We start from the raw sequence: 22,523 nt of genomic DNA on the forward strand, positions 1-22,523 counted from the left end.
CAAAGGCAGCCTTAAACAGTGACATCGACGCCGTGGCGCACGACGCGTTTATCCAGCTCCCCGCCCAGCCAATAGGCCAGGTCGGCGGGACGATCAATCTGCCAGGCGACAAAGTCGGCGACCTTGCCCACCTCCAGCGAACCATGGGTCTCGCCCATGCCCAGCGCGGTGGCCGCATGTTGCGTGGCGCCCGCCAGGGCTTCTTCCGGGGTCATACGGAACAAGGTGCAGGCCATGTTCAGCATCAGGCGCACCGACAACGCCGGTGAGGTGCCGGGGTTGAGGTCGCTGGCGATGGCGATCTTCACGCCGTGTTTGCGCAAGGCCTCCATCGGCGGCAACTGGGTTTCGCGCAGGAAGTAGAACGCGCCCGGCAACAGCACCGCGACGGTGCCGGAAGCGGCCATGGCGATGGCATCTTCTTCGGTCATGAATTCCAGATGGTCCGCCGACAACGCGTGGTAACGCGCGGCCAGGCTGGAGCCGTGCAGCGACGACAGTTGTTCGGCGTGCAGCTTCACCGGCAGGCCAAGTTGCTGAGCGACTTTAAACACCCGCTCCACCTGTTCCGGGGAAAACGCCAGGTATTCGCAGAACGCATCCACCGCGTCCACCAGCCCCTCCGCTGCCAGGGCCGGCAGCATCTCGGTGCAGATGTGGTCGATGTAATCATCCGCGCGATCCTTGTACTCCGGCGGCAACGCATGGGCCGCCAGGCACGTGGCACGCACGCTGACCGGCAGCGCTTCGCCGAGGCGACGAATCACCCGCAGCAATTTGCGCTCGCTGGCCAGGTCCAGGCCATAGCCGGATTTGATCTCCACCGTGGTCACGCCGTCGCGCAGCAGACTGCGCAGGCGCTTATGAGCGCTGGTGAACAGTTCATCTTCAGTGGCGGCACGGGTGGCGCGCACGGTGCTGGCAATACCGCCGCCCTTGGCCGCGATTTCGGCGTAGCTCACGCCTTCCAGGCGCTGCTCGAATTCGCCGCTGCGATTGCCACCGAACACCGTGTGGGTATGGCAGTCGATCAGCCCGGGGGTGACCCACGCGCCTTGCAGGTCATGCACCTGGGCGTAATCCGCCGCTGGCGCCTGGCTGCGGGGGCCGATCCACTCGATGAGCGAACCCGCTGTGACCATGGCGGCATCCTCGATGATCGAGTATTTGCCATGGGCCATGGTTGCGACGTGGCAGTGTTGCCAAAGCGTTTTCATCAACGCCTCCCTAAGTTATCGATGAGACAAAGCCGAGTCGTAATGGACCTTGGCCGCTTGCCCTGCGGCGGGCTTGACCCACAGCAGGTAGGCGAGCACCAGCAGCACGATCCAGACGGCGCCGACCAGCAAAGCGGCCTGGGTGTCCGGGAAGTAACCCAGCACGCCAAACACGAACAGCATGAACACAATGGCGGCCGCTGGCGCGTAGGGCCAGAACGGTACCGGGAATTTCAGCTCGGCGACCTGCGCCTTGGTCATCGAGCGGCGCATCGCGACCTGAGTGAACAAAATCATCAACCACACCCACACCGTGGCGAAGGTGGCAATCGAGGCGATCAGCAGGAACACGTTTTCCGGGATGAGATAGTTGAGCACTACGCCGCCAAGCAGCGCCGCGCCCATCACCACCACCGTCATCCAGGGCACGCCTTGCTTGGACAACTGAGCAAAGCCCTTGGGCGCCTGGCCTTGCTGGGCCAGGCCGTACATCATGCGGCCGGCGCCGAAGATGTCACTGTTAATGGCCGAGACGGCCGCCGAGATCACGACGATGTTGAGGATCGTCGCTGCCGAGCCAATGCCCAGGTTGCTGAAGATTTGTACGAACGGGCTGCCCTGGCTGCCGATCTGCGGCCACGGGTAAATCGCCATCAGCACAAACAGGGTCAGCACGTAGAACAACAGGATGCGCAGCGGCACCGCGTTGATCGCCTTGGGGATAACGCGTTGCGGGTCCTTGGCTTCACCGGCGGTGATGCCGATGATTTCGATGCCGCCGAAGGCAAACATCACCACCGCAAACGAGGCGATCAAGCCGCCGATGCCATTAGGCATGAAGCCGCCGTGAGCCCACAGGTTGCTGATACCGCTGGCCTGGGTTTCGCCCGCCGAATGGATGCCGAACAACATGATGCCGAAGCCGCCGAGGATCATCGCCACAATGGCGCCAACCTTGAGCAGCGACAGCCAGAACTCCATCTCGCCAAACACTTTCACGCTGCACAGGTTCAGGCCGCCGATCAAAAACACGATGCCGAGCACCCACACCCAACGCGCGACTTCAGGAAACCAGAAGCCCATGTAAATGCCGAAGGCGGTGACATCGGCGAGGCAGACGATGATCATTTCAAACGCGTAGGTCCAGCCGAGGATAAACCCGGCCATGGGACCCAGGTAGGTGCTGGCGTAATGACCGAAGGAGCCGGACACCGGGTTATGCACGGCCATTTCGCCGAGGGCGCGCATCACCATGAAGACCGCGGCACCGCCAATCAGGTAGGCCAGCAGGACGGCGGGGCCCGCCATCTGGATGGCCGAGGCGGAGCCATAGAACAACCCGGTGCCGATCGCGGAACCGAGTGCCATGAAGCGAATATGTCGGGCGCTGAGCCCGCGTTTCAAACCCTTTTCTTGCTGGTGCATTTCTCTTCCCTAGTTATTTTTATCCCGAGAAAATTCAAAGCTGCGAACGCTCAAAATGTGGGAGCTGGCTTGCCTGCGATGGCTATCTGTCAGTTGATACATCTTTGACTGATACACCGCTATCGCAGGCAAGCCAGCTCCCACATTGGACAGCGGCGAGCTTAGAGGCTTGGCAGCAACTTGACCGGCACCAGCTCATTCAGGCAGCGGCTGGCGAGCAGCTCCGTGGCGGCGATGATGTCCGGGGCAAAGAAGCGGTCCTTGTCGTAGAACCCCACTTTGGCGCGCAGGATGTCACGGGCTTTTTCCAGCTTCGGCGAAGTCTTCAGGCCGTCACGCAGGTCCAGGCCCTGGCATGCAGCCAGCCATTCAACGGCGAGGATGCCACGGGTGTTCTCAGCCATTTCCCAAAGACGCTTGCCCGCAGCCGGGGCCATGGACACGTGGTCTTCCTGGTTGGCCGATGTCGGCAAGCTGTCGACGCTATGCGGATGGGACAGCGCCTTGTTCTCGCTGGCCAGTGCTGCCGCCGTCACCTGGGCGATCATGAAGCCGGAGTTCACCCCGCCATTGCCCACCAGGAACGGCGGCAGTTGCGACATGTGCTTGTCCATCATCAGCGAGATACGACGCTCGCTCAGGGAGCCGATTTCAGCGATGGCCAGCGCCATGTTATCCGCGGCCATGGCCACCGGTTCGGCGTGGAAGTTACCGCCGGAGATCACGTCGCCTTCGGCTGCGAACACCAGCGGGTTATCCGACACGGCGTTGGCTTCTACCACCAGCACTTCGGCGGCCTGGCGGAATTGAGTCAGGCAGGCGCCCATGACTTGCGGCTGGCAGCGCAGGGAGTACGGGTCTTGCACCTTGTCGCAGTTCTGGTGCGACTGGGAGACCTGGCTGCTTTCGCCCAGCAGGTCGCGATAGGCCGCAGCCGAATCGATCTGCCCACGTTGGCCACGCGCCGCGTGAATACGTGCATCGAACGGCGAGCGCGAGCCCAGCACGGCTTCCACGGTCAGGCCACCACACGCGAGTGCGCCGGCGAACAAATCTTCGCCTTCGAACAGGCCACGCAGGGCGTACGCGGTGGACACCTGGGTGCCATTGAGCAGCGCCAGGCCTTCCTTGGCGGCGAGGGTCAGCGGCGCCAGGCCGGCGACTTTCAGCGCTTCGGTGGCTTCCAGCCATTCGCCTTTGTAGCGCGCCTTGCCTTCGCCCAGCAGCACCAGCGACATGTGCGCCAATGGCGCCAGGTCACCGGATGCACCGACCGAACCTTTGAGCGGGATGTGTGGGTACACCTCGGCGTTGATCAACGCGATCAGCGCGTCGATCACCTGGCGGCGAATCCCGGAGAAGCCACGGCTCAGGCTGTTGACCTTGAGCACCATGACCAGCCGCACCAGCGCATCGCTGATCGGCTCACCGACGCCGGCAGCGTGGGACAGCACCAGCGAACGCTGGAGGTTTTCCAGGTCTTCGCTGGCGATGCGGGTCGAGGCCAGCAGGCCGAAACCGGTGTTGATGCCGTAGGCGGTGCGATTCTCGGCGAGAATCTGCTCCACGCAGGCAACACTCGCTTCGATCTGCGCCGTGGCGCTGTCATCCAGGCTGAGGGTTACCGGCTGCTGGTAGATGGCCCGCAGTTGGGCGAGGCTCAGTTGGCCTGGAATCAGATTTAGCGCAGTCACATTCATACTCCTTGTGAATTGTTCTTGTGAATACTTCTGTTGAATACTTCTTTTAAATAAGTGTTCAGTGCAAATTCGGTAATACGTGGTGCAGCAAAGCGGTGTCGTTGAGCAGCGCGGCGGCGCTCGCGATGTCCGGCGCCAGCCAACGGTCCTGTTCGTACGGCGGGACCTTTTCACGCAGCAAGCGCCAGGCGCTGTCAGTGCCTGCGCCGAAACGCTGATCCTTGAGAAACTCGAACGCCTGGGCCGCCAGCAGGTACTCGATGGCGAGAATCTGGGTGACGTTGGCCAACAGCTGATGCAGCTTGAGCGCGGCATTGGTGCCCATGCTCAGATGGTCTTCCTGCAGGCCCGAGGTGACGAAGTTGTCGAGCACCGCCGGTTGCGCCAGTTGGCGGTTTTGCCCACACAGCGAGGCGGCGACGTACTGCACGATCATCATCCCGGAGTTGACCCCGGGGTTGCTGACCAGGAACGCCGGCAAGCCGCTGACATGCGGGTTGATCAGGCGGTCCAGGCGGCGTTCGGCCACGGAGCCGATTTCGGCCATGGCGATGGCGAGCATGTCGGCCGCCAACGCCACGGACTGCCCATGCGGGTTGGCCTGGGACACCACGCGGTAGTTGTCCGGGGTGCCGAGCACCAGCGGGTTGTCGGTGGCGCTGTTGAGTTCGGTCTCGATCTGGCGCGTGGCGTGTTCAACCTGGTCACGCGCCGCGCCGTGAATCTGCGGGATCGAGCGGATGCTCAAGGCATCCTGAGTGCGAATACCTTTGCTGCTGGCGATCACTTCACTGCCGTCGAGCAAGGCGCGTAGGTTGATACCCACGTGTTGCATGCCCGGGTGCGGCTTGAGGGCGATGATGGCTTCGTCAAACGCGTCGATCTGGCCGCGCTGGGCCTCGAAGCTCATGGCGCCGATTACGTCGGCCCATTGCAGCAAGTGATGCGCGTCGGCCAGGGCCAGGCAGCTCAGGCCGGTCATGCACGGCGTGCCGTTGACCAGGCACAGGCCGTCCTTGGCGCCGAGCACCACCGGCTGCAAACCTTCTGCGCTCAGGGCCTGTTGCGCCGGAACGACGCGGCCCTGGTAGCTCACATTACCAACGCCGAGCAAGGCCACGCCGACGTGGGCCATGTGGGTCAGGTAACCCACCGAACCCTGGGACGGCACTTGCGGTGTGATGCCGTGGTTAAGCAGTGCCAGCAACGAATGCACCACCTGCGGATGCAGGCCGGATTTGCCGTGGCTGTAGTTGATGATGGCCGCGCAAATAATCGCGCGGGTCTGCTCGTCGCGGAGCACCGGGCCGACGCCACAGGCGTGGCTCAGCAAGGTATTGCGCGACAGCTGGCTGAGTTGCTCGCCCTTGAGCGACACATTGCACAGCGCGCCCAGGCCGGTGTTCACGCCATAGGCGCGCTCACCGCTGGTGACGATGCGCTGCACGATGGCCTGGGCATTGTCGATGCGCGCCCAGGCGTGGCCCGAGAGTTCGAGCACTGCGCCGTGACGAGCCACGGCGACCACGTCCTGCCAGCGCATCGGGGCGTCGGCGATGATGATTTTTGCTGCCTGGGACATCTTCATACCTTCTTCAATTCTTGTGCAGCCTTACCGGCCTCTTCGCGGGCAAGCCCGCTCCCACAGGGGAACGCATTCCAAATGTGGGAGCGGGCTTGCTCGCGAAGAGGCCAGCCGGCTCACCACAAAATCCGGATCAGACCACCGCCGCCCGCCGCTGAACAAACCGGTCCACATACTCATCCGCCGGCGAATGCAGAATCTCGCGCGGCGTGCCGACCTGGATCAGCTTGCCGTCCTTGAGGATCGCAATGCGGTTGCCAATACGTACGGCTTCGTCGAGGTCGTGGGTGATGAACACGATGGTCTTGTGCAAAGTCTTTTGCAGCTCCAGCAACTGGTCCTGCATCTCGGCGCGGATCAGCGGGTCGAGCGCACTGAAGGCTTCGTCCATCAGGATGATGTCGGTGTCAGCCGCCAAGGCGCGGGCCAGGCCCACACGCTGGCGCATGCCGCCGGAAAGCTGGTGCGGGTATTTGTTTTCGTAGCCTTTGAGGCCCACGGTTTCGATCCAGTGCAGCGCGCGTTCGGCGCAGACCTGCTTGGTTTCGCCACGCACTTTCAAGCCGTAGGCGACGTTGTCGAGCACACTCTTGTGGGGCAGCAGGCCGAAGCTCTGGAACACCATGCTGATCTTGTGCCGACGGAATTGGCGCAGGGCTTCCATGTCCAGTTGCAGGATGTCTTCGCCGTCCACCAGGATCGCGCCGCTGGTGGGGTCGATCAGGCGGTTGAAGTGGCGCACCAGTGTGGACTTGCCGGAGCCCGACAAGCCCATGATCACAAAGATCTCGCCGGTGCCGATGCTCAGGGACAGGTCGTTCACGCCGACCACGCAGCCGGTCTCGGCCAGCACCTGGTCCTTGGTCTTGCCCTGGCCAACCAGCGCCAGTGCTTCCTTGGAGCGGTTGCCGAAGATCTTGAAGACGTTCTTGACTTCAATTTTGCTGACAGTAGTCATTTGTTCGCCTCATGCCGTGGACGACCATAGGCCTGGGTAATGCGGTCGATGACCACTGCAAGAATCACGATCGCCAGCCCGGCTTCGAGGCCACGGCCAACGTTAAGGGTCTGGATGCCGACGAGGACGTCTTCACCCAGGCCACGGGCACCGATCATCGAGGCGATCACCACCATCGACAGCGCCATCATGGTGGTCTGGTTGATCCCGGCCATGATACTCGGCAGCGCCAGCGGCAGTTGCACGCCGAACAGTTGCTGCCAGCGGTTGGCACCGAAGGCATTGATGGCTTCCATGACTTCGCCGTCGACTTGGCGAATGCCCAAATCCGTCAGGCGAATCAGCGGCGGCGCGGCGTAGATCACCGTGGCGAAAATCGCCGGCACCTTGCCGAGGCCGAACAGCATCAGCACCGGAATCAGGTACACGAAGCTGGGCATGGTTTGCATGATGTCGAGCAACGGCATCAGCACCGAACGCAGGCGATTGCTGCGTGCCGACAGAATGCCCAGCGGAATGCCGATCAGCACCGAGATCACCGTGGCGACCATCATCAGTGCGAGCGTTTGCATTAGCTTGTCCCACAGGCCCACCGCGCCCACCAGGAACAGCAACCCGACGATGACCGCCGTGGTCACCACCTTGCGGGTGGCGTGCCAGGCGATCCCGCCGACGATGGCCAGCATCAGCCACCAGGGCGCCGCGCGCAGCAACCCTTCCAGGTTGACGATGGCCCACAGCAGGGTATCGGAGATGTGCCGGAACACATCGCCGTAGTTGGTGACCAGCGAGTCCACCCAACCGTTGACCCAGTCGGCGATGGAAAACGTAAAACTCTCAGGAAACATAGCGTGCTCTCGATCCAGTGGGTTGTGGCCGGGCGCCCGGTTGCCTGTGAGGGCAACCGGGAACGCTCAACCTACAAGGCCGCGTCGATTTTCTTGGCTGCGTCGTCGCTCACCCATGCGTGCCAGACTTCAGGATGTTCCTTGAGGAAAATTTTCGCCAGTTTTGGCGACTCAATTCGCTCTTTGGCCATGCGGCCCAGGTTCTGGTTCAGCAGTTCGATGGGCAGGTTGACCTTCTCCAGCACGGCCACCAGCTCCGGCGCTTGCTCGTGGAAGGTCTTGGACAAGCCAACCTTGATGCTCACGGTTTTATCCACACCGGGTTTTTCTTCCAGCTTGACCAGATCAACCTGGCCCATCAGCGGGGTGGGTGACCAGTAATAAAAGAGGATCGGCTCGCCACGCTTGTAGCTCGACAGCACCGCCGCATCCAGCGCCGGGCCGGTGCCTGGGCGGAAGTTGGTGTAGGTGCTTTCCAGGCCATAGCTTTTAAGCATTTCGCTGTTGTCCAGCTCACAGGTCCAGCCGGCCGGGCAGTTGTAGAAGCGGCCCTTGGATGGCTCTTCCTGATCCTTGAACACCGAAGCGTATTTGGCCAGGTCGGCGATGTTTTTCAGGTCCGGCGCCTTGGGTTCCAGCTTGCGCTTGGCGTCGCCTTCAATCACGTAACGCGGCACGTACCAGCCTTCGACAGCACCGACAACCGGGGCACCGACGCCGACGACTTTGCCGGCCTTCTCGGCCTTGTTCCAGACTTCGCTGCGGCCGACCCACTCTTCGGCAAACACCTGGATGTCGTTGCTGCTCAGGGCGTTTTCCATGGTGATGGAGTTGCCCGGCAGGCTGTCGGTTTTGCAGTCGTAGCCTTTTTCCAGCACGGTTTGCAGGATGTCGGTGAGCAACATGCCGCTTTCCCAGTTCAGGCCGGCGAATTTCACCGGTTTGCCGGATTCGCACCAACCGGCCGCCTGGGCGCCGGCGCTAGCCAGCAAGCCTGCAGAAAACAGTGATGCCAGCAGGGTTTTATTCATCTTCATTGTTGTGACGCTCCCAATCTTGAAATGGATTACGGCAGTCAGTAGGCGTCCTGCCCTGTCCACGTCCCATCAGGCTTGTGCGGCCAGCCCGTTTGTCGTTGGTGCAGCGCCCTGCTCTCGCGGCAGGATCAGTCGTTCAGGAATTGCGCTGTGCCACTTTTTCGCACAGACGTAATAGAGGGCTGCGGGAAGTACCAGACCGATGATCCAGGAAATATCCACATCACCCAGCGCGGCCACCAGCGGGCCGGTGTAGAACTTGGTGGAGATGAATGGCAATTGCACCAGCACGCCGAAGACATAGACGCTGATACCGAGCAGGTTCCAGCGACCGTAGCGACCGTTCGGGTCGGCCAGCGCCGGCACGTCATAGCGCTCGCGGGTGATGCAGTAGTAATCCACCAGGTTGATCGCACTCCAGGGCGTAAAGAACGCCAGCAGGAACAGGATGAAAGACTTGAAAGCACCGAGGAACGAGTGCTGGCCGAGCAACGCGATCAGGGTCGCAGTACCGACAATGACCAGCACGAAGACCAGGCGTTGCAGACGCGTGACCTCCAGGCGACCCCGAAAGCCGCTGATGATGGTCGCGATGCACATGAAACTGCCGTAGGAGTTCAGCGTAGAGATGGTGACCTTGCCGAAAGCGATGCTGAAGTACAGCAGCGCAGCCGTGGCACCCGTACCACTCAAACCAACGATGTAAGCCACTTCGTGACCTGCGAATTGCCCGTTGGACATGGCCGCGGCAAACACGCCGAGGATCATCGCTACCTGTGCACCAATGACCGAGCCCGCGCCAGCGGCGAGAAAGGTTTTCAGCGAAGACGTCTTGCTCGGCAAGTAACGTGAATAGTCCGCCACGTAAGGGCCGAAAGCGATCTGCCAGGAGGCCGCGAGCGACACCGCCAGCAAAAAACTGCTCCAACTGAAGTGACGGATTTGCAGGAGTGCGCCAACGTCGGTCTGGCTGATCAGGCGGCTGAACAGGTAGACGAAGGCAACCACACCGATGACGCTGGCGACGCGGCCGATCCAATGGATCACCCGGTAACCGAGCACCGTGACCAGCACAATGACACTGGCGAAAATAAGGATACCGACGCTGTCGCTGACGCCAAACAACTGGCCCAGCGCTTGGCCGGACAGTACGGTGCCGGTCGCGGTAAAGCCGAGGTACATCAAACAAACCAGCACGATCGGGATGGCCGCGCCATAAACACCGAACTGTACCCGGCTGGAAATCATCTGCGGCAGGCCAAGCTTCGGCCCTTGCGCCGCATGCAATGCCATGACACCGCCACCGATCAATTGGCCGATCAACAGACCGATCAACGACCAGAACACATCACCGCCCAGCACCACGGCCAGGGCCCCGGTGACAATCGCGGTGATTTGCAGGTTGGCACCCATCCATAGGGTGAACTGACTGAACAGACGACCGTGTCTTTCCGCTTCCGGGATGTAGTCGATCGAACGCCTTTCGATCAACGGTGTGGTGCTTGCACGTGCGTCATTTGCAGCCATGTGTGTTCAACCTCTGATGGATTGTTTTTGTTTGCAACACAGATCAAATGTGGGAGCGGGCTTGCTCGCGAAAGCGGAGGGTCAGCTAACGATTACGGTGACTGGCACACCGCATTCGCGAGCAAGCCCGCTCCCACCTTGCATTACTTGATCATCGGAAGATCGAGGCCCTGCTCTTTGGCGCAGTCGATTGCGATCTGGTAACCGGCGTCTGCGTGGCGCATCACACCGGTGGCCGGGTCGTTGTGCAGTACGCGGGCGATCCGCTCGGCGGCTTCATCGGTACCGTCGCAAACGATCACCATGCCGGAGTGCTGGGAGAAGCCCATGCCCACGCCGCCGCCGTGGTGCAGCGAAACCCAGGTCGCGCCGCTGGCGGTGTTGAGCAAGGCGTTGAGCAGTGGCCAGTCGGACACAGCGTCGGAACCGTCCTGCATGGCTTCGGTTTCGCGGTTCGGGCTGGCGACCGAGCCGGAGTCGAGGTGGTCACGGCCGATCACGACCGGTGCCGACAGCTCGCCGCTGCGCACCATTTCGTTGAACGCCAGGCCCAGCTTGGCGCGCTGGCCCAGGCCTACCCAGCAGATACGTGCCGGCAGGCCCTGGAAGCTGATGCGCTCGCGCGCCATGTCCAGCCAGTTGTGCAGGTGCGCGTCGTCGGGGATCAGCTCTTTGACTTTGGCGTCGGTCTTGTAGATGTCCTGCGGGTCGCCGGACAGCGCCGCCCAGCGGAACGGGCCGATGCCACGGCAGAACAGTGGGCGGATGTAGGCCGGTACGAAGCCTGGGAAGGCGAAGGCGTCTTGCACGCCTTCTTCTTGCGCCATCTGGCGGATGTTGTTGCCGTAGTCGAAGGTCGGGATGCCTTGCTTCTGGAACTCGAGCATGGCTTTGACGTGCACGGCCATCGACTGCTTGGCGGCCTTGATCACAGCAGCCGGTTCGGTTTTGGCGCGGGCGCGGTATTCGTCCCAGGTCCAGCCGGCCGGCAGGTAGCCGTTGAGTGGATCGTGGGCGCTGGTCTGGTCGGTGACCATGTCCGGGCGCACGCCACGCTTGACCAGCTCCGGCAGGATTTCCGCCGCGTTACCCAGCAGGGCGATGGAGATGGCCTTGCCTTCCTTGGTGTATTTGGCGATGCGGGCCAGGGCGTCGTCGAGGTCGGTGGCTTGCTCGTCGACATAACGGCTGCTCAAGCGGAAGTCGATACTGACCTGCTGGCACTCGATGTTCAGCGAGCACGCCCCGGCCAGGGTTGCGGCCAGCGGCTGGGCGCCGCCCATGCCACCGAGGCCGGCGGTGAGGACCCAACGGCCGGTCAGGTCGCTGTTGTAATGCTGGCGACCGGCTTCGACGAAGGTTTCGTAGGTACCCTGGACGATGCCCTGGCTGCCGATGTAGATCCAGCTGCCGGCAGTCATCTGGCCGTACATGGCCAGGCCCTTGGCATCCAGCTCGTTAAAGTGTTCCCAACTGGCCCAGTGCGGTACCAGGTTGGAGTTGGCGATCAGTACGCGCGGAGCGTTGCTGTGGGTCTTGAACACGCCGACCGGCTTGCCGGATTGCACCAGCAGGGTCTCGTCGTCATTCAAATTGGTGAGGCTCTCGACGATCTGGTCATAGCACTCCCAGTTACGCGCCGCACGGCCGATACCGCCGTATACCACCAGTTCTTTCGGGTTCTCGGCCACTTGCGGGTCGAGGTTGTTCATCAGCATGCGCAGCGGCGCTTCAGTCAGCCAGCTTTTGGCGGTGAGCTTGTTACCGCGGGCGGCGCGGATTTCGACGTCACGGTATTTTGTAGACTTGGTCACTGCTAAGACTCCTCGGCGATCGATGCGCGAACATTGATGGTGCGAAGGAGAGTCTTACGCACACATCTTTACTTGTACATACAAGCATATGCAATCAAGCGGCCAACTTTCTTAGCGAGGGCGTGAGATTTTCTGGAAAGTGTGTGAAAGCCTTGGAAATTAAGGCTTGGACGCTTGATGAAATTTCTTGCAGAAGAGTTTTGCAGCGAGGGAGATTGTTCATAACAGCGTGGCTTTGCGCCACGCTGGGGCATTCGGTAACAAATTGGTGCGCTGGCCGGAAACAGATCCCTTGAACAACACAGAAACAAATGTGGGAGCGGGCTTGCTCGCGAATGCGGTGGGTCAGCCAGCCTATCTGGCACTGATACACCGCGTTCGCGAGCAAGCCCGCTCCCACATTTTTAACCGCGCTGGGTCAGTTCGATAATGCAGCAGCGGCCGGTAACCGAGAGGTCCAGCAGGTCGGTGTTACCGTCGATTTGCAGGCAGTCGTGATGACCCAGCTTTTGGTCCAGCACCTTCACTTCATCCGCAACGCTGAACACCAGCACGGTCTGCGCCGTACTGAAAAAACGCTGCACACCATCCATCCACTGCAAGCGTGCGTGGTAACGCTGCGGCGAATAAATCAGGTTGAAATCGCGGATCGGCCCGGTGATCAACCGGCAGGAAACCTCGCTTTCACCACTGAACGCAAACGGCTGCAGTGGTAACAAGCCACGCTGCTCTTCGCCATCCACCGTCAGCACCATGCCCGCACCCTTGATCACGGTGATGATGCGCTGGTAGCCGGCGAAGGTGGAAAACCCACCCGACTCACCGATATCGGCAATCGACAGGCGCCAGCCAAAGCCATCCAGGCCTGTGCCTGCGTCACGGGTAATTTCTTCGGTGCTGCCGCCGCCGTTTTTCCATGGCATGCGGATGTAATCGGTGGCGCGCCAGACTTTCACTGCACTCATTTACTGAAACGTCCTTCCAGGCTATGACGGGAACCGGGGTGGATCAAACGCGCGGCGGTCACCGGCTGGCGACCGGACCAGGTGCGACGGCGGATCAACAGGCACGGCTCGCTGGGCTCGATCTGCAGCAACTTGCACTCTTCGGCATCGGCAAGGATCGCTTCGACCACGTGCTCGCCTTCGGTCAGCGGGGCGACCTGGTTTAAATAGGCGTAAGGCGTTTGTTGGGTGAAATCCTGCTGCAAGTAGTCCGGCGCCACCAGGGCGTTGACGAAACGGTCTTCGATTTGCACAGGAATGTCGTTCTCGAAGTGCACGATCAACGAGTGGAACACCCGCCCGCCTTCGCGCATTTCCAGGGCGACGGCGCGCTCGGAACCGGCAGCCTCTTCGCACAGGTGAATGACCTGGCAGGTATGCCGATGCCCACGAGAGGCGATCTCATCGGCAATGTTGTGCACTTCAAACAGCGCCGACTGGCTCTTGGGTTCGGCGACGAAGGTACCGACGCCTTGCATGCGCACCAGCAACCCTTCAGCGGTGAGTTCGCGCAGGGCGCGGTTGATGGTCATGCGGCTGAAGCCCAGTTGGCTGACCAGCTCGCTCTCCGACGGCACGCGGTAATGGGGCGGCCAGTTGCCGTTGAGGATTTGCTGGCTGATCATCTGTTTGACGCGGGCATACAAGGGCGCCGGACTTTCGTCCATGTGGGCAGCCAGCGAAGACTTGGCGGGCGGAGTCGGCACAGGGAATCCTTGCAGGGGGAAAAGATGCATAGATTGCCGGAGTTTACCGAGCAGGCAAACGTCTGTATATGTATATACAAATAAACACACGACCGGGGTGCCTTGATCATGTCCGCTTTCTTTGCCGAACGCGCGCTGCTGCCTAATGGATGGGCCAACGATGTACGCTTTGAAGTCAGTGCCGATGGCCTACTGACCCACGTTGAGCCCAACGCCAGTGCAGACGGCGCCGAACGGCTTAGAGGTCCGGTGTTGGCGGGTATGCCAAACCTGCATTCCCACGCCTTCCAGCGCGCAATGGCAGGTTTGGCCGAAGTGGCCGGCAACCCGAATGACAGCTTCTGGACCTGGCGCGATTTGATGTACCGCATGGTCGGCAAGATCAGCCCGGAGCAACTGCAGGTCATCGCCCGCCAGTTGTATATCGAGATGCTCAAGGCCGGTTACACCTCAGTGGCGGAATTTCACTACGTGCATCACGACGTCAGCGGCCAGCCGTATGCCGACCGTGCGGAGCTGTCGCGGCAAATCAGCCAGGCGGCCGCCAGCAGTGGGATTGGCTTGACCTTGCTGCCCGTGCTCTACACCCACGCCGGGTTTGGCGGCCAGGCGCCGAATGAAGGTCAGCGACGCTTTATCAACAGCACCGAAAATTATCTGGACCTGCAAGCACGCCTCAAGCCGATGCTTGCCGCACAACCGGCGCAGCAGTTGGGCCTGTGCTTCCACTCCTTGCGCGCCGTCACGCCGCAGCAAATCAATGACGTGCTGGCCGCCAGTGACAAGGCTTGCCCGGTGCACATCCACATCGCCGAGCAACAAAAAGAAGTCGATGACTGCCTGGCCTGGAGTGGCAAACGCCCGCTGCAATGGCTGTATGACAACGTTGCAGTCGATGAGCGCTGGTGCCTGGTGCACGCCACACACGCTGATCCTGACGAAGTCACGCGCATGGCCAAGAGCCGCGCAATTGCCGGCCTGTGCCTGACCACCGAAGCCAACCTGGGCGACGGGATTTTCCCGGCGGTGGATTTCCTCGCCCAAGGCGGACGCCTGGGCATTGGTTCCGACAGCCATGTGTCACTCAGTGTGGTGGAAGAATTGCGCTGGCTGGAATACGGCCAGCGCCTGCGTGACCAGCGGCGTAACCGCTTGTACCGCAACGATCAGCCAATGGTCGGTCGCACACTGTTTGATGCTGCATTGGACGGTGGCGCCCAGGCGCTGGGCCAGACGATTGGCCGCTTGGAAGTGGGCAAACGCGCGGACTGGCTGGTGCTCGACGGCAACGACCCGTACCTGGCGACGGCGACTGAGGACGGGATTTTGAATCGCTGGCTGTTCGCCGGTGGTGATCGGCAGGTGCGCGATGTGCTGGTGAACGGGAAGTGGGTAGTACGGGACGGGCATCATGCCGGTGAAGAGGAAAGCAGCCGCGCCTTCACGCAAGTGCTGAGGGATATGCTGGGCTAACAAACAATGCAAAACAAATGTGGGAGCGGGCTTGCTCGCGAATGCGGTGTATCAGTCATTACATCTGTCGACTGACACTCCGTATTCGCGAGCAAGCCCGCTCCCACATTTTGATTGGCGATGGTCCAGGTTTACTGCGAAGTCTTCGCCATCTGCTTGTCCGACGTACGCCAGATCAACCGCGTGGTGTCATACCCTTGCTGCCGCGCCCTGCTCAGCAGGTCTTCGCGGGTGTCGGCGCTGACCGTCGGCGTGCGCGACAAGATCCACATGTAGCGCCGGCTAGGGCTGCCAACGAGAGCGGTCTTGTAGTCATCACTGACGTACAGCACCCAGTAATCGCCCTTGGCAACGCCCGGCAGCAGCGCCGTGAACCAGTTATTGAATTCCACCCAAAGCTTGTCGGTCTTGCCGGGCACTTGCGGCGTGGCCGTGCCCTTGGCTTCTTCCCACTTCCACTCAGGCGTCAGGCAGCGGTTGAACACCGACATGTCGCCATCCGGCAGCAGGCTGTAGCGGGCTTCGGACTGCGCACAGTTACGCTGGAAATACATCGGCAATCGGGCCAATTCGTACCAGGTCCCCTGGTAGCGCTTCAGGTTGACGTTGCTCGCTGTCTTGGGTTGCAGATCATCGCCAGAATGGCTGGCGCAGCCCGCCAAAAACAGGCTGGCGCAAAGGAACAAAACAAAACGGATCATTCTTCTTCTCCCGCAGGCTCGCGCCCCGGTTTACTTCAGGCCTTGCCCGGAAAACATCAGAACTTTGTCACCGGCGTACTGCACGCTGATAAAGCTGTTTTTATCGCCCCACGTGCAACTGGACATACCCAGTGCGCCGGAACAATCGGTCGGCTTGCCCAGCAACGACTCAACCTCGGCCTTGGCCATGCCAGCCGACAGCTTCGCGTAATTTTCTTGATTGACCTTGCTGCAAGCGGCTAACAGCACGCAAAAAGCCAGCAAGGCGAGACGGCGTAAAGACATGGAAAAGCTCCTGAAGAGACGAAGCAGCTGGGGTATCTGCCAGAAGCTTAGAAGGGAAAAGGGGTGTCTGGTTCCCGACGAGCGAAAACAAAAAAGCCCCGAAAACGCTGAAACGTTTCGGGGCTTTTTAATTACCGCAAGGTTTTACTTCGTGTGGTAACCGGTCACACGCTCAACCTCTTCCTTCGAACCCAGGAACACCGCCACACGCTGGTGCAGGCCTTCAGGCTGGATGTCGAGGATGCGCTGGTGGCCGTCGGTGGACGCGCCGCCTGCTTGCTCAACCAGGAACGACATCGGGTTGGCTTCGTACATCAAGCGCAGTTTGCCAGGCTTGGAGGGCTCGCGGCTGTCACGTGGGTACATGAACAGGCCACCACGGGTCAGGATACGGTGCACGTCGGCCACCATCGCGGCGACCCAGCGCATGTTGAAGTTCTTCTTCAACGGGCCTTCCTCACCTGCCATCAACTCGCCGACGTAGCGAGTCACCGGCTCTTCCCAGTGGCGCTGGTTGGACATGTTGATCGCAAATTCCTGGGTGGAGGCAGGAATAGTGATGTCTTCGTGGGTCAGCACGAAGCTGCCCATTTCACGGTCCAGGGTAAAGCCTTTGACGCCGTCGCCCAGGGTCAGCACCAGCATGGTCTGTGGGCCGTAGATCGCATAACCGGCAGCGACCTGCTCGGTGCCTGGCTGCAGGAAGGCCTTTTCGTTCAGGGCTTCGTTCTGGCTCAGGTATTCGTTCGGGCAACGCAGTACCGAGAAGATGGTGCCGACCGGCGCGTTGATGTCGATGTTGGACGAACCGTCCAGTGGGTCGAATACCAGCAGGTACGCGCCTTTCGGGTACTTGCCCGGGATCTGGTAGGCATTGTCCATTTCTTCGGACGCCATGCCGGCCAGGTGACCGCCCCATTCGTTGGCTTCGAGCAGGATCTCGTTGGAGATGACGTCGAGCTTCTTCTGCACTTCGCCTTGAACGTTTTCAGTGCCCATGCTGCCCAGGACACCACCCAGTGCGCCTTTGGACACGGCGTGGCTGATTTCCTTGCAAGCACGCGCCACCACTTCGATAAGGAAGCGCAGATCGGCAGGCGTGTTGTTGCTGCGGGTCTGCTCGATCAAATAGCGACTCAGGGTAACGCGGGACATGTAAGGCTCCGGAGAATGGGGGGCTTATAAACCCGCGCAGTTTAACGCGAGTCGAGGCGTATTTCCTCTAATCAGAGGATTTAACTCCAATAGAGTTCACGGTTTGCCCGCTGGCGTGCGCAACAAACTGTAGGCCATCGCCCCCAGTGCCGCCACACCCAGCAGGAGCACGGCCCACAGGCCAAGTTTCTTCCAGTCGGTGCCCATTTCGGGCAATGGGGCAACGGCGAGGGGTTTGACCACCGCCTCTCCTGTGACCGTGGCCTGACCCAACGTCTTGAGGCGCTCGGCGCTGTAGTCGGGGATCAGGGTCGACAACGGCAGGTTTGCTGCCTTGACTGAGCCATTACCCAACGCCAGGGTGAACGGCGGTTCACCCCGCGCCAGGAATACCAACTGGGTGGCGCGCACAGCAAAGCGCAAAGCCGGGGCTTCGATGCCCAAGCCGCCGCCGCGCTCATCCACCTGCAGTTTTAGCTCGGCCACGGCCTGGCCAGGCAGCTGCAATTCGTCCTGCACCACGTCCTGGCCGTTCTGGGTCAGGCGGTACAACAAACCGTTGCTCAGCGGCTGCCAGGCTTGATTGGCGTCACGGCGCCCCGCCAACGTTACCGGCGCCAGCGTATTGGGCTGCTTCAACTCAATGCGCAAGCGCTCGACATGCAGCCCCGTCGGCAGCTGCCAGCTGTATTCGCCCGCCTTGAGCCGCGTCCCCGACAAGGGCGGTGACCACACCAACGGCAGCGGCAGGCTGCTGCTTGTGGCGCTCACAAGCTTGGCCGAGGTCAGCGTCGGCGCGACCTGGCCCTGCCACACCAAACGCAGGTAACGCGCCGACTGCCCCGGCAGGCTGACGTCATGCTGTTCGACGCGCTCATCGGCAAACGACAGGCGTGCCACCTGCCCATCGCCCCACGACTGCCAGTGCTGCAAGTCATCACTGGCTTCAATGCTGAAACGCTGGAAGCCATCCTGCTCACGGCTCCAGTCCAGGCTCAGTTGCTGCAACGGCGCCTTGATCGCGCTGGCATCCAGCACCCAGCCACGCAGCACTTCTTTGCCCGCCTTGGCTGGGCGGACTTCCAACAACGTGCCTTCGGCGGTGGATTTCATCACCACGTCCGGCACGTTCTCACGGGTGTCGGCGGCGTACAGCGGGAACCACTTCACGTCAGCCACATCGCGGCTTTCAGTACGCTGCGCCGATTGACGCGAAAGCGCATAAGCTTGGGGCTCACCGGCGGCATTGAACACCCGCACATCACTGAGATCAGCCTGACGCGCACTCAATTGCACCGCCAATGGCAGCTCCAGGCGATACCAGGGGGCGTTGCCGCTCACAGCCAGCGGCACGTGCGTGGTGAAGTCGGCGGGCGTTTCCTGCGCCCACACCGACAACGTCGTACACACGCCCACCGCGATTACGCTCAACTTACCGATCAAGAGGATGCTCCTTCAGTTTCCAACACCGGTTCGGCACGCTTGGGCGGCAGCGGCGCAAAGTAGCCCACCACCAGCAACAACCCGCCCACGCCGATAAACGACACGATCCGCGCCAGCCCGCCACGGTTGCTCAGTTCGACGAAGAACAGCTTGGCGACCACCACCGCAATCAGCGCCGCGCCGATCAGCCACACTTCGCGACGATGGCGCAGATGGCCGCCGATCATCAGGCCGAGAGCGACCAAGGTCCAGACAATCGACAGACCGGCCTGGACCACCATCGATTCCAGCAATGCATCCAGCTGGAAGGGCACGCCAGCCCAATGGTGGGCAGTACGCATCACCAATGCCGTAAAGAAGGCGAACAGCGAAATACCCGCGACACCTTGGGCGATCAGCTCAGTACGCGGCCCGCGTTGCGGCGCCACGCTGCGCGACCATAAATACACACCCAGCAGTGCAAACAGCAGGCCCAGATCCAGCGGGTTGAGCAGCGGTACATACGGCAGCGGTCTGGCCGTACCGTCACTGAAGATATTTGCCAGCCAGAACCAGCCGAGCATCAATACCGCCAGCGGCAACGCGGCCAGCACGCGGTATTCACGCGGATACGCCGACACCGGCCACGGCCAGCTGCGCGGCGCAGCCGCCAGCACCAGGTACAGGCTCGGCAGAATCGCCCAACCCAACCAGCGCCAGGCGTTGTACTCGCTCGACAGCAACAGCAGGCCGTAACGCAGCTCCAGCGCCAACACGCCGATCAACATCCAGCAGCCGAGCACGTGAGCGATGCTCAACACGTTGCCCGGCACCCGCGCAGCCAAACGGCGCAGCGCGATGAAATGCACAACGAACACCGCCAACCAAGCCAGCCAGCCGTACTGCGCCGCCGGGTGGTAGTAGTCATGGGCAGACACCAGCAACACCACGCCCGCCGCCGGCATCAGCAAGGAGCACAGCATGCCCAGCGACGCCCAGCGCAAACGTTCGGCCAGCACTGCCCAGATCGCCACGCTCACCGCCGCGATGCCGAGCAAAAATGGCCCCTGCAGCTCCTGCGGGATAAACCGCAACACTTCACCGATCAGCGCCAGCGTCCACCAGGCCGCGCCCCACACCAGCAGCAGGTCGGACAGGCGTTGCAGCTTCAACACAGCAAACACCGGCGCATGCGGTTCACGCTGCAAGCGCCAGGCGCCCACCATCGCGGCCAAGCCCAGCACCATCGGCGTCCAGAAACCGCTGTGCGCCAAGGGGCGCAAGCCTTCGCTGCTCAGCGGCCCGAGCAACTGCGGCGCCGCCAACAGGAACGAGCCGCCGCCGATCAATTGCAGCAGCAATCCAAACACGAAGCTGACACGCTGTTGCAGGTACAGGCTCAGCCAGATGATCAACAAGCCACTGGCCGCCCACACGCCGCTGGCACTTTCCCAAGGCAGTACAAACAGCACGGCGAGATTGATCAGCACCAAACCTGCGAGCAACACCACTGACAGGCCACGCAGCAGCCGCACATCGCTGCGCACCCTGTCGTCGCGCGCCGCCAGCAGCATGCCGCCGATCAAGGCGAGGCCGATCAGCGAGGCCGTCAACAAGCCGGACCAACCCGCACTGAAGACCGCCGCCCCGTCGCCGCCTTGCAAGCGCAGCAGGAACAACGCCCCGCCAAGCAATTGCACGGCGAAGGCGGTGAACAGGAAGGTACGCGAGCCGATGCGCAGGCCGATAAACAGAGTGACCAGACCGGCTATTGCCCAACTGATGGCGGTGCCTTGGGTCAGTAACAGCAACGGCGCGAGCAGGTACAAAAAGGTCAGGCCCAGGCTTGCTAGCACGGGCAGGCCTTTGCGCTCCCAATCCGCAGCCTGTTCAGTCGGCGCCTTGCGCAACTGAGCGAAGCTGAACAGCAATGCCCCGCCCAGCAGCAGCGCACCCAACGGCGCACCGTCGAGCAAGCTCTGTGCGCCCACGCGCAGCTCGCTGAGGAACGCCAGCGCCGACCCCAACTGCAACAACAGGCCAAAGGCCCGTGCCAACGGCCGCTGCTGACGCAAGCCAAGCCAGAAGATCCCGGCGCCCTCCACCGCCCACGCGGCAGCCGTCCAGCGTGCATCGAGGCCCAGGGGAATCGCCAGGCTGGCAAAGATCACACCCAGCGCCAGGCAGGTTTCCGCCAGCAACAAGGCGCGCCCACCCCTCAACAACCGGGCCAGGCCCATGTAGATAATTCCCAGGCCCAACGCACTGAACGCGGCGGCAAAGTCCAGGTGCTGCACCAGCGCGAACTGCAAGCCAAAGCCCACCAGCGGCGGGCCGAACAGCATGCTGCCGTCGACATAATCGCCCTTGGCCGCCGACCAGCGCAGCAGTGCGTCACGGCCTTCAGGGGCGTCGCCCATCGCCAGCAGTTTGCGCCGGGCGAACAGCAGCCCGATGGCCAGGTACATCAGGAAGAACAGGATCAGGAACGGCTCGGTGCTCCACAGCAGTTCCGGCGTGTAAGCGCGCATGCCCCAGGCGAAACCAATGCCGAAGGTACCCACAAACCCGATCAGGTTGAGCAAGCGCCAGGCCTTGAACCAGGCGATGGCGAGAATGCCGGCGTTGAGCAGTGCGAAGTAGCTGAACAGCGCCACATGGTTACCGGCGCCGGTAGAGGTCAGGATCGGCGCAGCAAAACCACCCAATGCTGCCGCGCAGGCCAGGCCCAGGGCGTCCTGGGTGATCGCCAGGATCGCCGAGAACACCGTGACCGCCACCAGCAGGCCGAGTGCCGCGCTTGGGTCGATCAACGGGTGCAGGCGCATCGCAGCGAACACGGTCAGGTACAACACGGCAATGCCGGTGCCTTGCAGCATCAAGCCGTAATTGCTGTTACGCAGCCGCAGCCACCAGCCCAGGCCAAGCAGGCCGATGGCGGCGGCGGCAACGCCGGCGTAACGCAGCTCGATCGGCACCACCACGCCTTCGGTGGCGTAGCGCAGCAGAAAGGCCAGGCCGAGAAATAGAAGCACGACGCCGACGCGCAGCACGGTGTTACCGCCAAACAGCCAATTGCGCGCGCCACTGATGGCCCGTTCGATCAGGTTGGGGCCTCGGGGAATGGCAGGTGCTTCAGGTTGCGGCGTCGGCGCTGGGGCCCAGACGTCAGCCGGCAGTGGCTGGCTGGCCTCGGCCATCACGGCGACAGGCGCCAGTTCGGCAGGCAACTCCCAGACGAGATCGGGCGCCTTGGCCGCGACCTTCGGCTCAGGGATAGGCGATTCGGGAATGGGGGGTTCGACAAACACACTGCGCGCCAGTGGCGCAGGTTTGGGCGTTTCCAGCTGCGCCAGGCGCTGCTCCAGCGCGTTCAACGCCTTCGACGTGGTCTCTAACTGACGAGCTTGCTGGTCTGCTTGGGCGGACAGCCTCGACAGACGAATCGCTTGGCCAATGCCCAACCCCAGCAGCGCACCGAAGCCGGCATCGGTGAACGACTCATCGAGTGTCCAACCGAGCACCAGGCCAATCAGCATGAAAATCCATTGCATGGTCGATATCCCTAAGCAGCCCGAGGCGGGCAAACCGGGGCCTAGTATATCGACGCGGGGCTAATGTGGGAGCGGGCTTGCTCGCGAAAGCGGGGTGCCAGTCGACATATT

General features: G+C 61.9%; 17 protein-coding genes. 1 reads left to right on the plus strand and 16 read right to left on the minus strand.

Features of this window, described 5'->3' with window-relative positions; genetic code table 11:
- Window positions 1-11 precede the first annotated feature (11 nt).
- From hutI to hutC, 11 genes are all read right to left on the minus strand, one after another.
- Window positions 12-1,217 (minus strand): imidazolonepropionase, encoded by a 1,206-nt coding sequence (gene hutI, locus ACI77D_RS01525; RefSeq protein WP_262666804.1) that lies wholly within the window; start codon window positions 1,215-1,217, stop codon window positions 12-14.
- Window positions 1,218-1,232: 15 nt separating this feature from the next.
- Window positions 1,233-2,642, minus strand: coding sequence for an amino acid permease (locus ACI77D_RS01530; RefSeq protein WP_407015924.1), 1,410 nt, complete (start codon window positions 2,640-2,642; stop codon window positions 1,233-1,235).
- A 161-nt stretch (window positions 2,643-2,803) separates the two neighbouring features.
- Window positions 2,804-4,342, minus strand: coding sequence for a histidine ammonia-lyase (hutH, locus tag ACI77D_RS01535; RefSeq protein WP_221293726.1), 1,539 nt, complete (start codon window positions 4,340-4,342; stop codon window positions 2,804-2,806).
- Between the two features lie 58 nt (window positions 4,343-4,400).
- On the minus strand, window positions 4,401-5,924 hold the full coding sequence (hutH, locus tag ACI77D_RS01540) for a histidine ammonia-lyase (RefSeq protein ID WP_407015925.1): 1,524 nt from the start codon (window positions 5,922-5,924) through the stop codon (window positions 4,401-4,403).
- Between the two features lie 136 nt (window positions 5,925-6,060).
- Complete coding sequence (locus ACI77D_RS01545; protein ID WP_046034013.1) at window positions 6,061-6,885, minus strand: glycine betaine/L-proline ABC transporter ATP-binding protein; 825 nt, start codon at window positions 6,883-6,885, stop codon at window positions 6,061-6,063.
- Window positions 6,882-7,733: a proline/glycine betaine ABC transporter permease gene (locus ACI77D_RS01550; protein ID WP_064450271.1), complete on the minus strand. Its 852-nt coding sequence runs from the start codon at window positions 7,731-7,733 to the stop codon at window positions 6,882-6,884. The genes ACI77D_RS01545 and ACI77D_RS01550 overlap by 4 nt, the downstream gene beginning before the upstream one ends.
- A 71-nt stretch (window positions 7,734-7,804) precedes the next feature.
- Window positions 7,805-8,770 (minus strand): ABC transporter substrate-binding protein, encoded by a 966-nt coding sequence (locus ACI77D_RS01555; RefSeq protein ID WP_064450270.1) that lies wholly within the window; start codon window positions 8,768-8,770, stop codon window positions 7,805-7,807.
- Between the two features lie 69 nt (window positions 8,771-8,839).
- Window positions 8,840-10,297 (minus strand): cytosine permease, encoded by a 1,458-nt coding sequence (locus tag ACI77D_RS01560; RefSeq protein WP_064450269.1) that lies wholly within the window; start codon window positions 10,295-10,297, stop codon window positions 8,840-8,842.
- A 143-nt stretch (window positions 10,298-10,440) separates the two neighbouring features.
- Complete coding sequence (hutU, locus tag ACI77D_RS01565) at window positions 10,441-12,111, minus strand: urocanate hydratase (protein WP_407015926.1); 1,671 nt, start codon at window positions 12,109-12,111, stop codon at window positions 10,441-10,443.
- A gap of 404 nt (window positions 12,112-12,515) precedes the next feature.
- Complete coding sequence (locus ACI77D_RS01570; protein WP_128589499.1) at window positions 12,516-13,076, minus strand: HutD family protein; 561 nt, start codon at window positions 13,074-13,076, stop codon at window positions 12,516-12,518.
- Window positions 13,073-13,783 (minus strand): histidine utilization repressor, encoded by a 711-nt coding sequence (hutC, locus tag ACI77D_RS01575; protein WP_232000148.1) that lies wholly within the window; start codon window positions 13,781-13,783, stop codon window positions 13,073-13,075. Before hutC ends, ACI77D_RS01570 begins: the two co-directional genes overlap by 4 nt.
- Window positions 13,784-13,930: 147 nt before the next feature.
- Here hutC and ACI77D_RS01580 point away from each other — a divergent pair, with 147 nt between their 5' ends.
- Window positions 13,931-15,295, plus strand: coding sequence for a formimidoylglutamate deiminase (locus tag ACI77D_RS01580; protein ID WP_407015927.1), 1,365 nt, complete (start codon window positions 13,931-13,933; stop codon window positions 15,293-15,295).
- 131 nt (window positions 15,296-15,426) lie between these two features.
- On the opposite strand, the gene ACI77D_RS01585 is transcribed toward ACI77D_RS01580, so the two are convergent.
- From ACI77D_RS01585 to ACI77D_RS01605, 5 genes are all read right to left on the minus strand, one after another.
- Complete coding sequence (locus ACI77D_RS01585) at window positions 15,427-15,996, minus strand: lipocalin family protein (RefSeq protein WP_064450265.1); 570 nt, start codon at window positions 15,994-15,996, stop codon at window positions 15,427-15,429.
- A 30-nt stretch (window positions 15,997-16,026) separates the two neighbouring features.
- A complete protein-coding gene (locus ACI77D_RS01590) occupies window positions 16,027-16,281 on the minus strand; it encodes a hypothetical protein (RefSeq protein ID WP_017849914.1) in 255 nt (84 codons plus the stop codon).
- 144 nt (window positions 16,282-16,425) lie between these two features.
- Window positions 16,426-17,436, minus strand: coding sequence for a class 1 fructose-bisphosphatase (locus ACI77D_RS01595; protein WP_407015928.1), 1,011 nt, complete (start codon window positions 17,434-17,436; stop codon window positions 16,426-16,428).
- Window positions 17,437-17,532: 96 nt separating this feature from the next.
- The gene (locus ACI77D_RS01600) at window positions 17,533-18,876 is read right to left on the minus strand and encodes a DUF3999 domain-containing protein (protein WP_407015986.1); all 1,344 of its coding nucleotides are present in this window, start codon (window positions 18,874-18,876) and stop codon (window positions 17,533-17,535) included.
- Window positions 18,876-22,412, minus strand: coding sequence for a DUF2339 domain-containing protein (locus tag ACI77D_RS01605; RefSeq protein WP_407015929.1), 3,537 nt, complete (start codon window positions 22,410-22,412; stop codon window positions 18,876-18,878). The genes ACI77D_RS01600 and ACI77D_RS01605 overlap by 1 nt, the downstream gene beginning before the upstream one ends.
- Window positions 22,413-22,523 lie beyond the last annotated feature (111 nt).

Source organism: Pseudomonas sp. O39 (assembly GCF_045447295.1).
Classification (GTDB): domain Bacteria; phylum Pseudomonadota; class Gammaproteobacteria; order Pseudomonadales; family Pseudomonadaceae; genus Aquipseudomonas; species Aquipseudomonas antarctica_A.

Bases quoted from the DNA above. Each gene is read 5' to 3' on its own strand.
- hutI (WP_262666804.1), bottom strand. From the start codon at position 1,217: ATGAAAACGCTTTGGCAACACTGCCACGTCGCAACCATGGCCCATGGC.
- ACI77D_RS01530 (WP_407015924.1), bottom strand. From the start codon at position 2,642: ATGCACCAGCAAGAAAAGGGTTTGAAACGCGGGCTCAGCGCCCGACAT.
- hutH (WP_221293726.1), bottom strand. From the start codon at position 4,342: ATGAATGTGACTGCGCTAAATCTGATTCCAGGCCAACTGAGCCTCGCC.
- hutH (WP_407015925.1), bottom strand. From the start codon at position 5,924: ATGTCCCAGGCAGCAAAAATCATCATCGCCGACGCCCCGATGCGCTGG.
- ACI77D_RS01545 (WP_046034013.1), bottom strand. From the start codon at position 6,885: ATGACTACTGTCAGCAAAATTGAAGTCAAGAACGTCTTCAAGATCTTC.
- ACI77D_RS01550 (WP_064450271.1), bottom strand. From the start codon at position 7,733: ATGTTTCCTGAGAGTTTTACGTTTTCCATCGCCGACTGGGTCAACGGT.
- ACI77D_RS01555 (WP_064450270.1), bottom strand. From the start codon at position 8,770: ATGAAGATGAATAAAACCCTGCTGGCATCACTGTTTTCTGCAGGCTTG.
- ACI77D_RS01560 (WP_064450269.1), bottom strand. From the start codon at position 10,297: ATGGCTGCAAATGACGCACGTGCAAGCACCACACCGTTGATCGAAAGG.
- ACI77D_RS01570 (WP_128589499.1), bottom strand. From the start codon at position 13,076: ATGAGTGCAGTGAAAGTCTGGCGCGCCACCGATTACATCCGCATGCCA.
- hutC (WP_232000148.1), bottom strand. From the start codon at position 13,783: ATGGACGAAAGTCCGGCGCCCTTGTATGCCCGCGTCAAACAGATGATC.
- ACI77D_RS01580 (WP_407015927.1), top strand. From the start codon at position 13,931: ATGTCCGCTTTCTTTGCCGAACGCGCGCTGCTGCCTAATGGATGGGCC.
- ACI77D_RS01585 (WP_064450265.1), bottom strand. From the start codon at position 15,996: ATGATCCGTTTTGTTTTGTTCCTTTGCGCCAGCCTGTTTTTGGCGGGC.
- ACI77D_RS01590 (WP_017849914.1), bottom strand. From the start codon at position 16,281: ATGTCTTTACGCCGTCTCGCCTTGCTGGCTTTTTGCGTGCTGTTAGCC.
- ACI77D_RS01595 (WP_407015928.1), bottom strand. From the start codon at position 17,436: ATGTCCCGCGTTACCCTGAGTCGCTATTTGATCGAGCAGACCCGCAGC.
- ACI77D_RS01605 (WP_407015929.1), bottom strand. From the start codon at position 22,412: ATGCAATGGATTTTCATGCTGATTGGCCTGGTGCTCGGTTGGACACTC.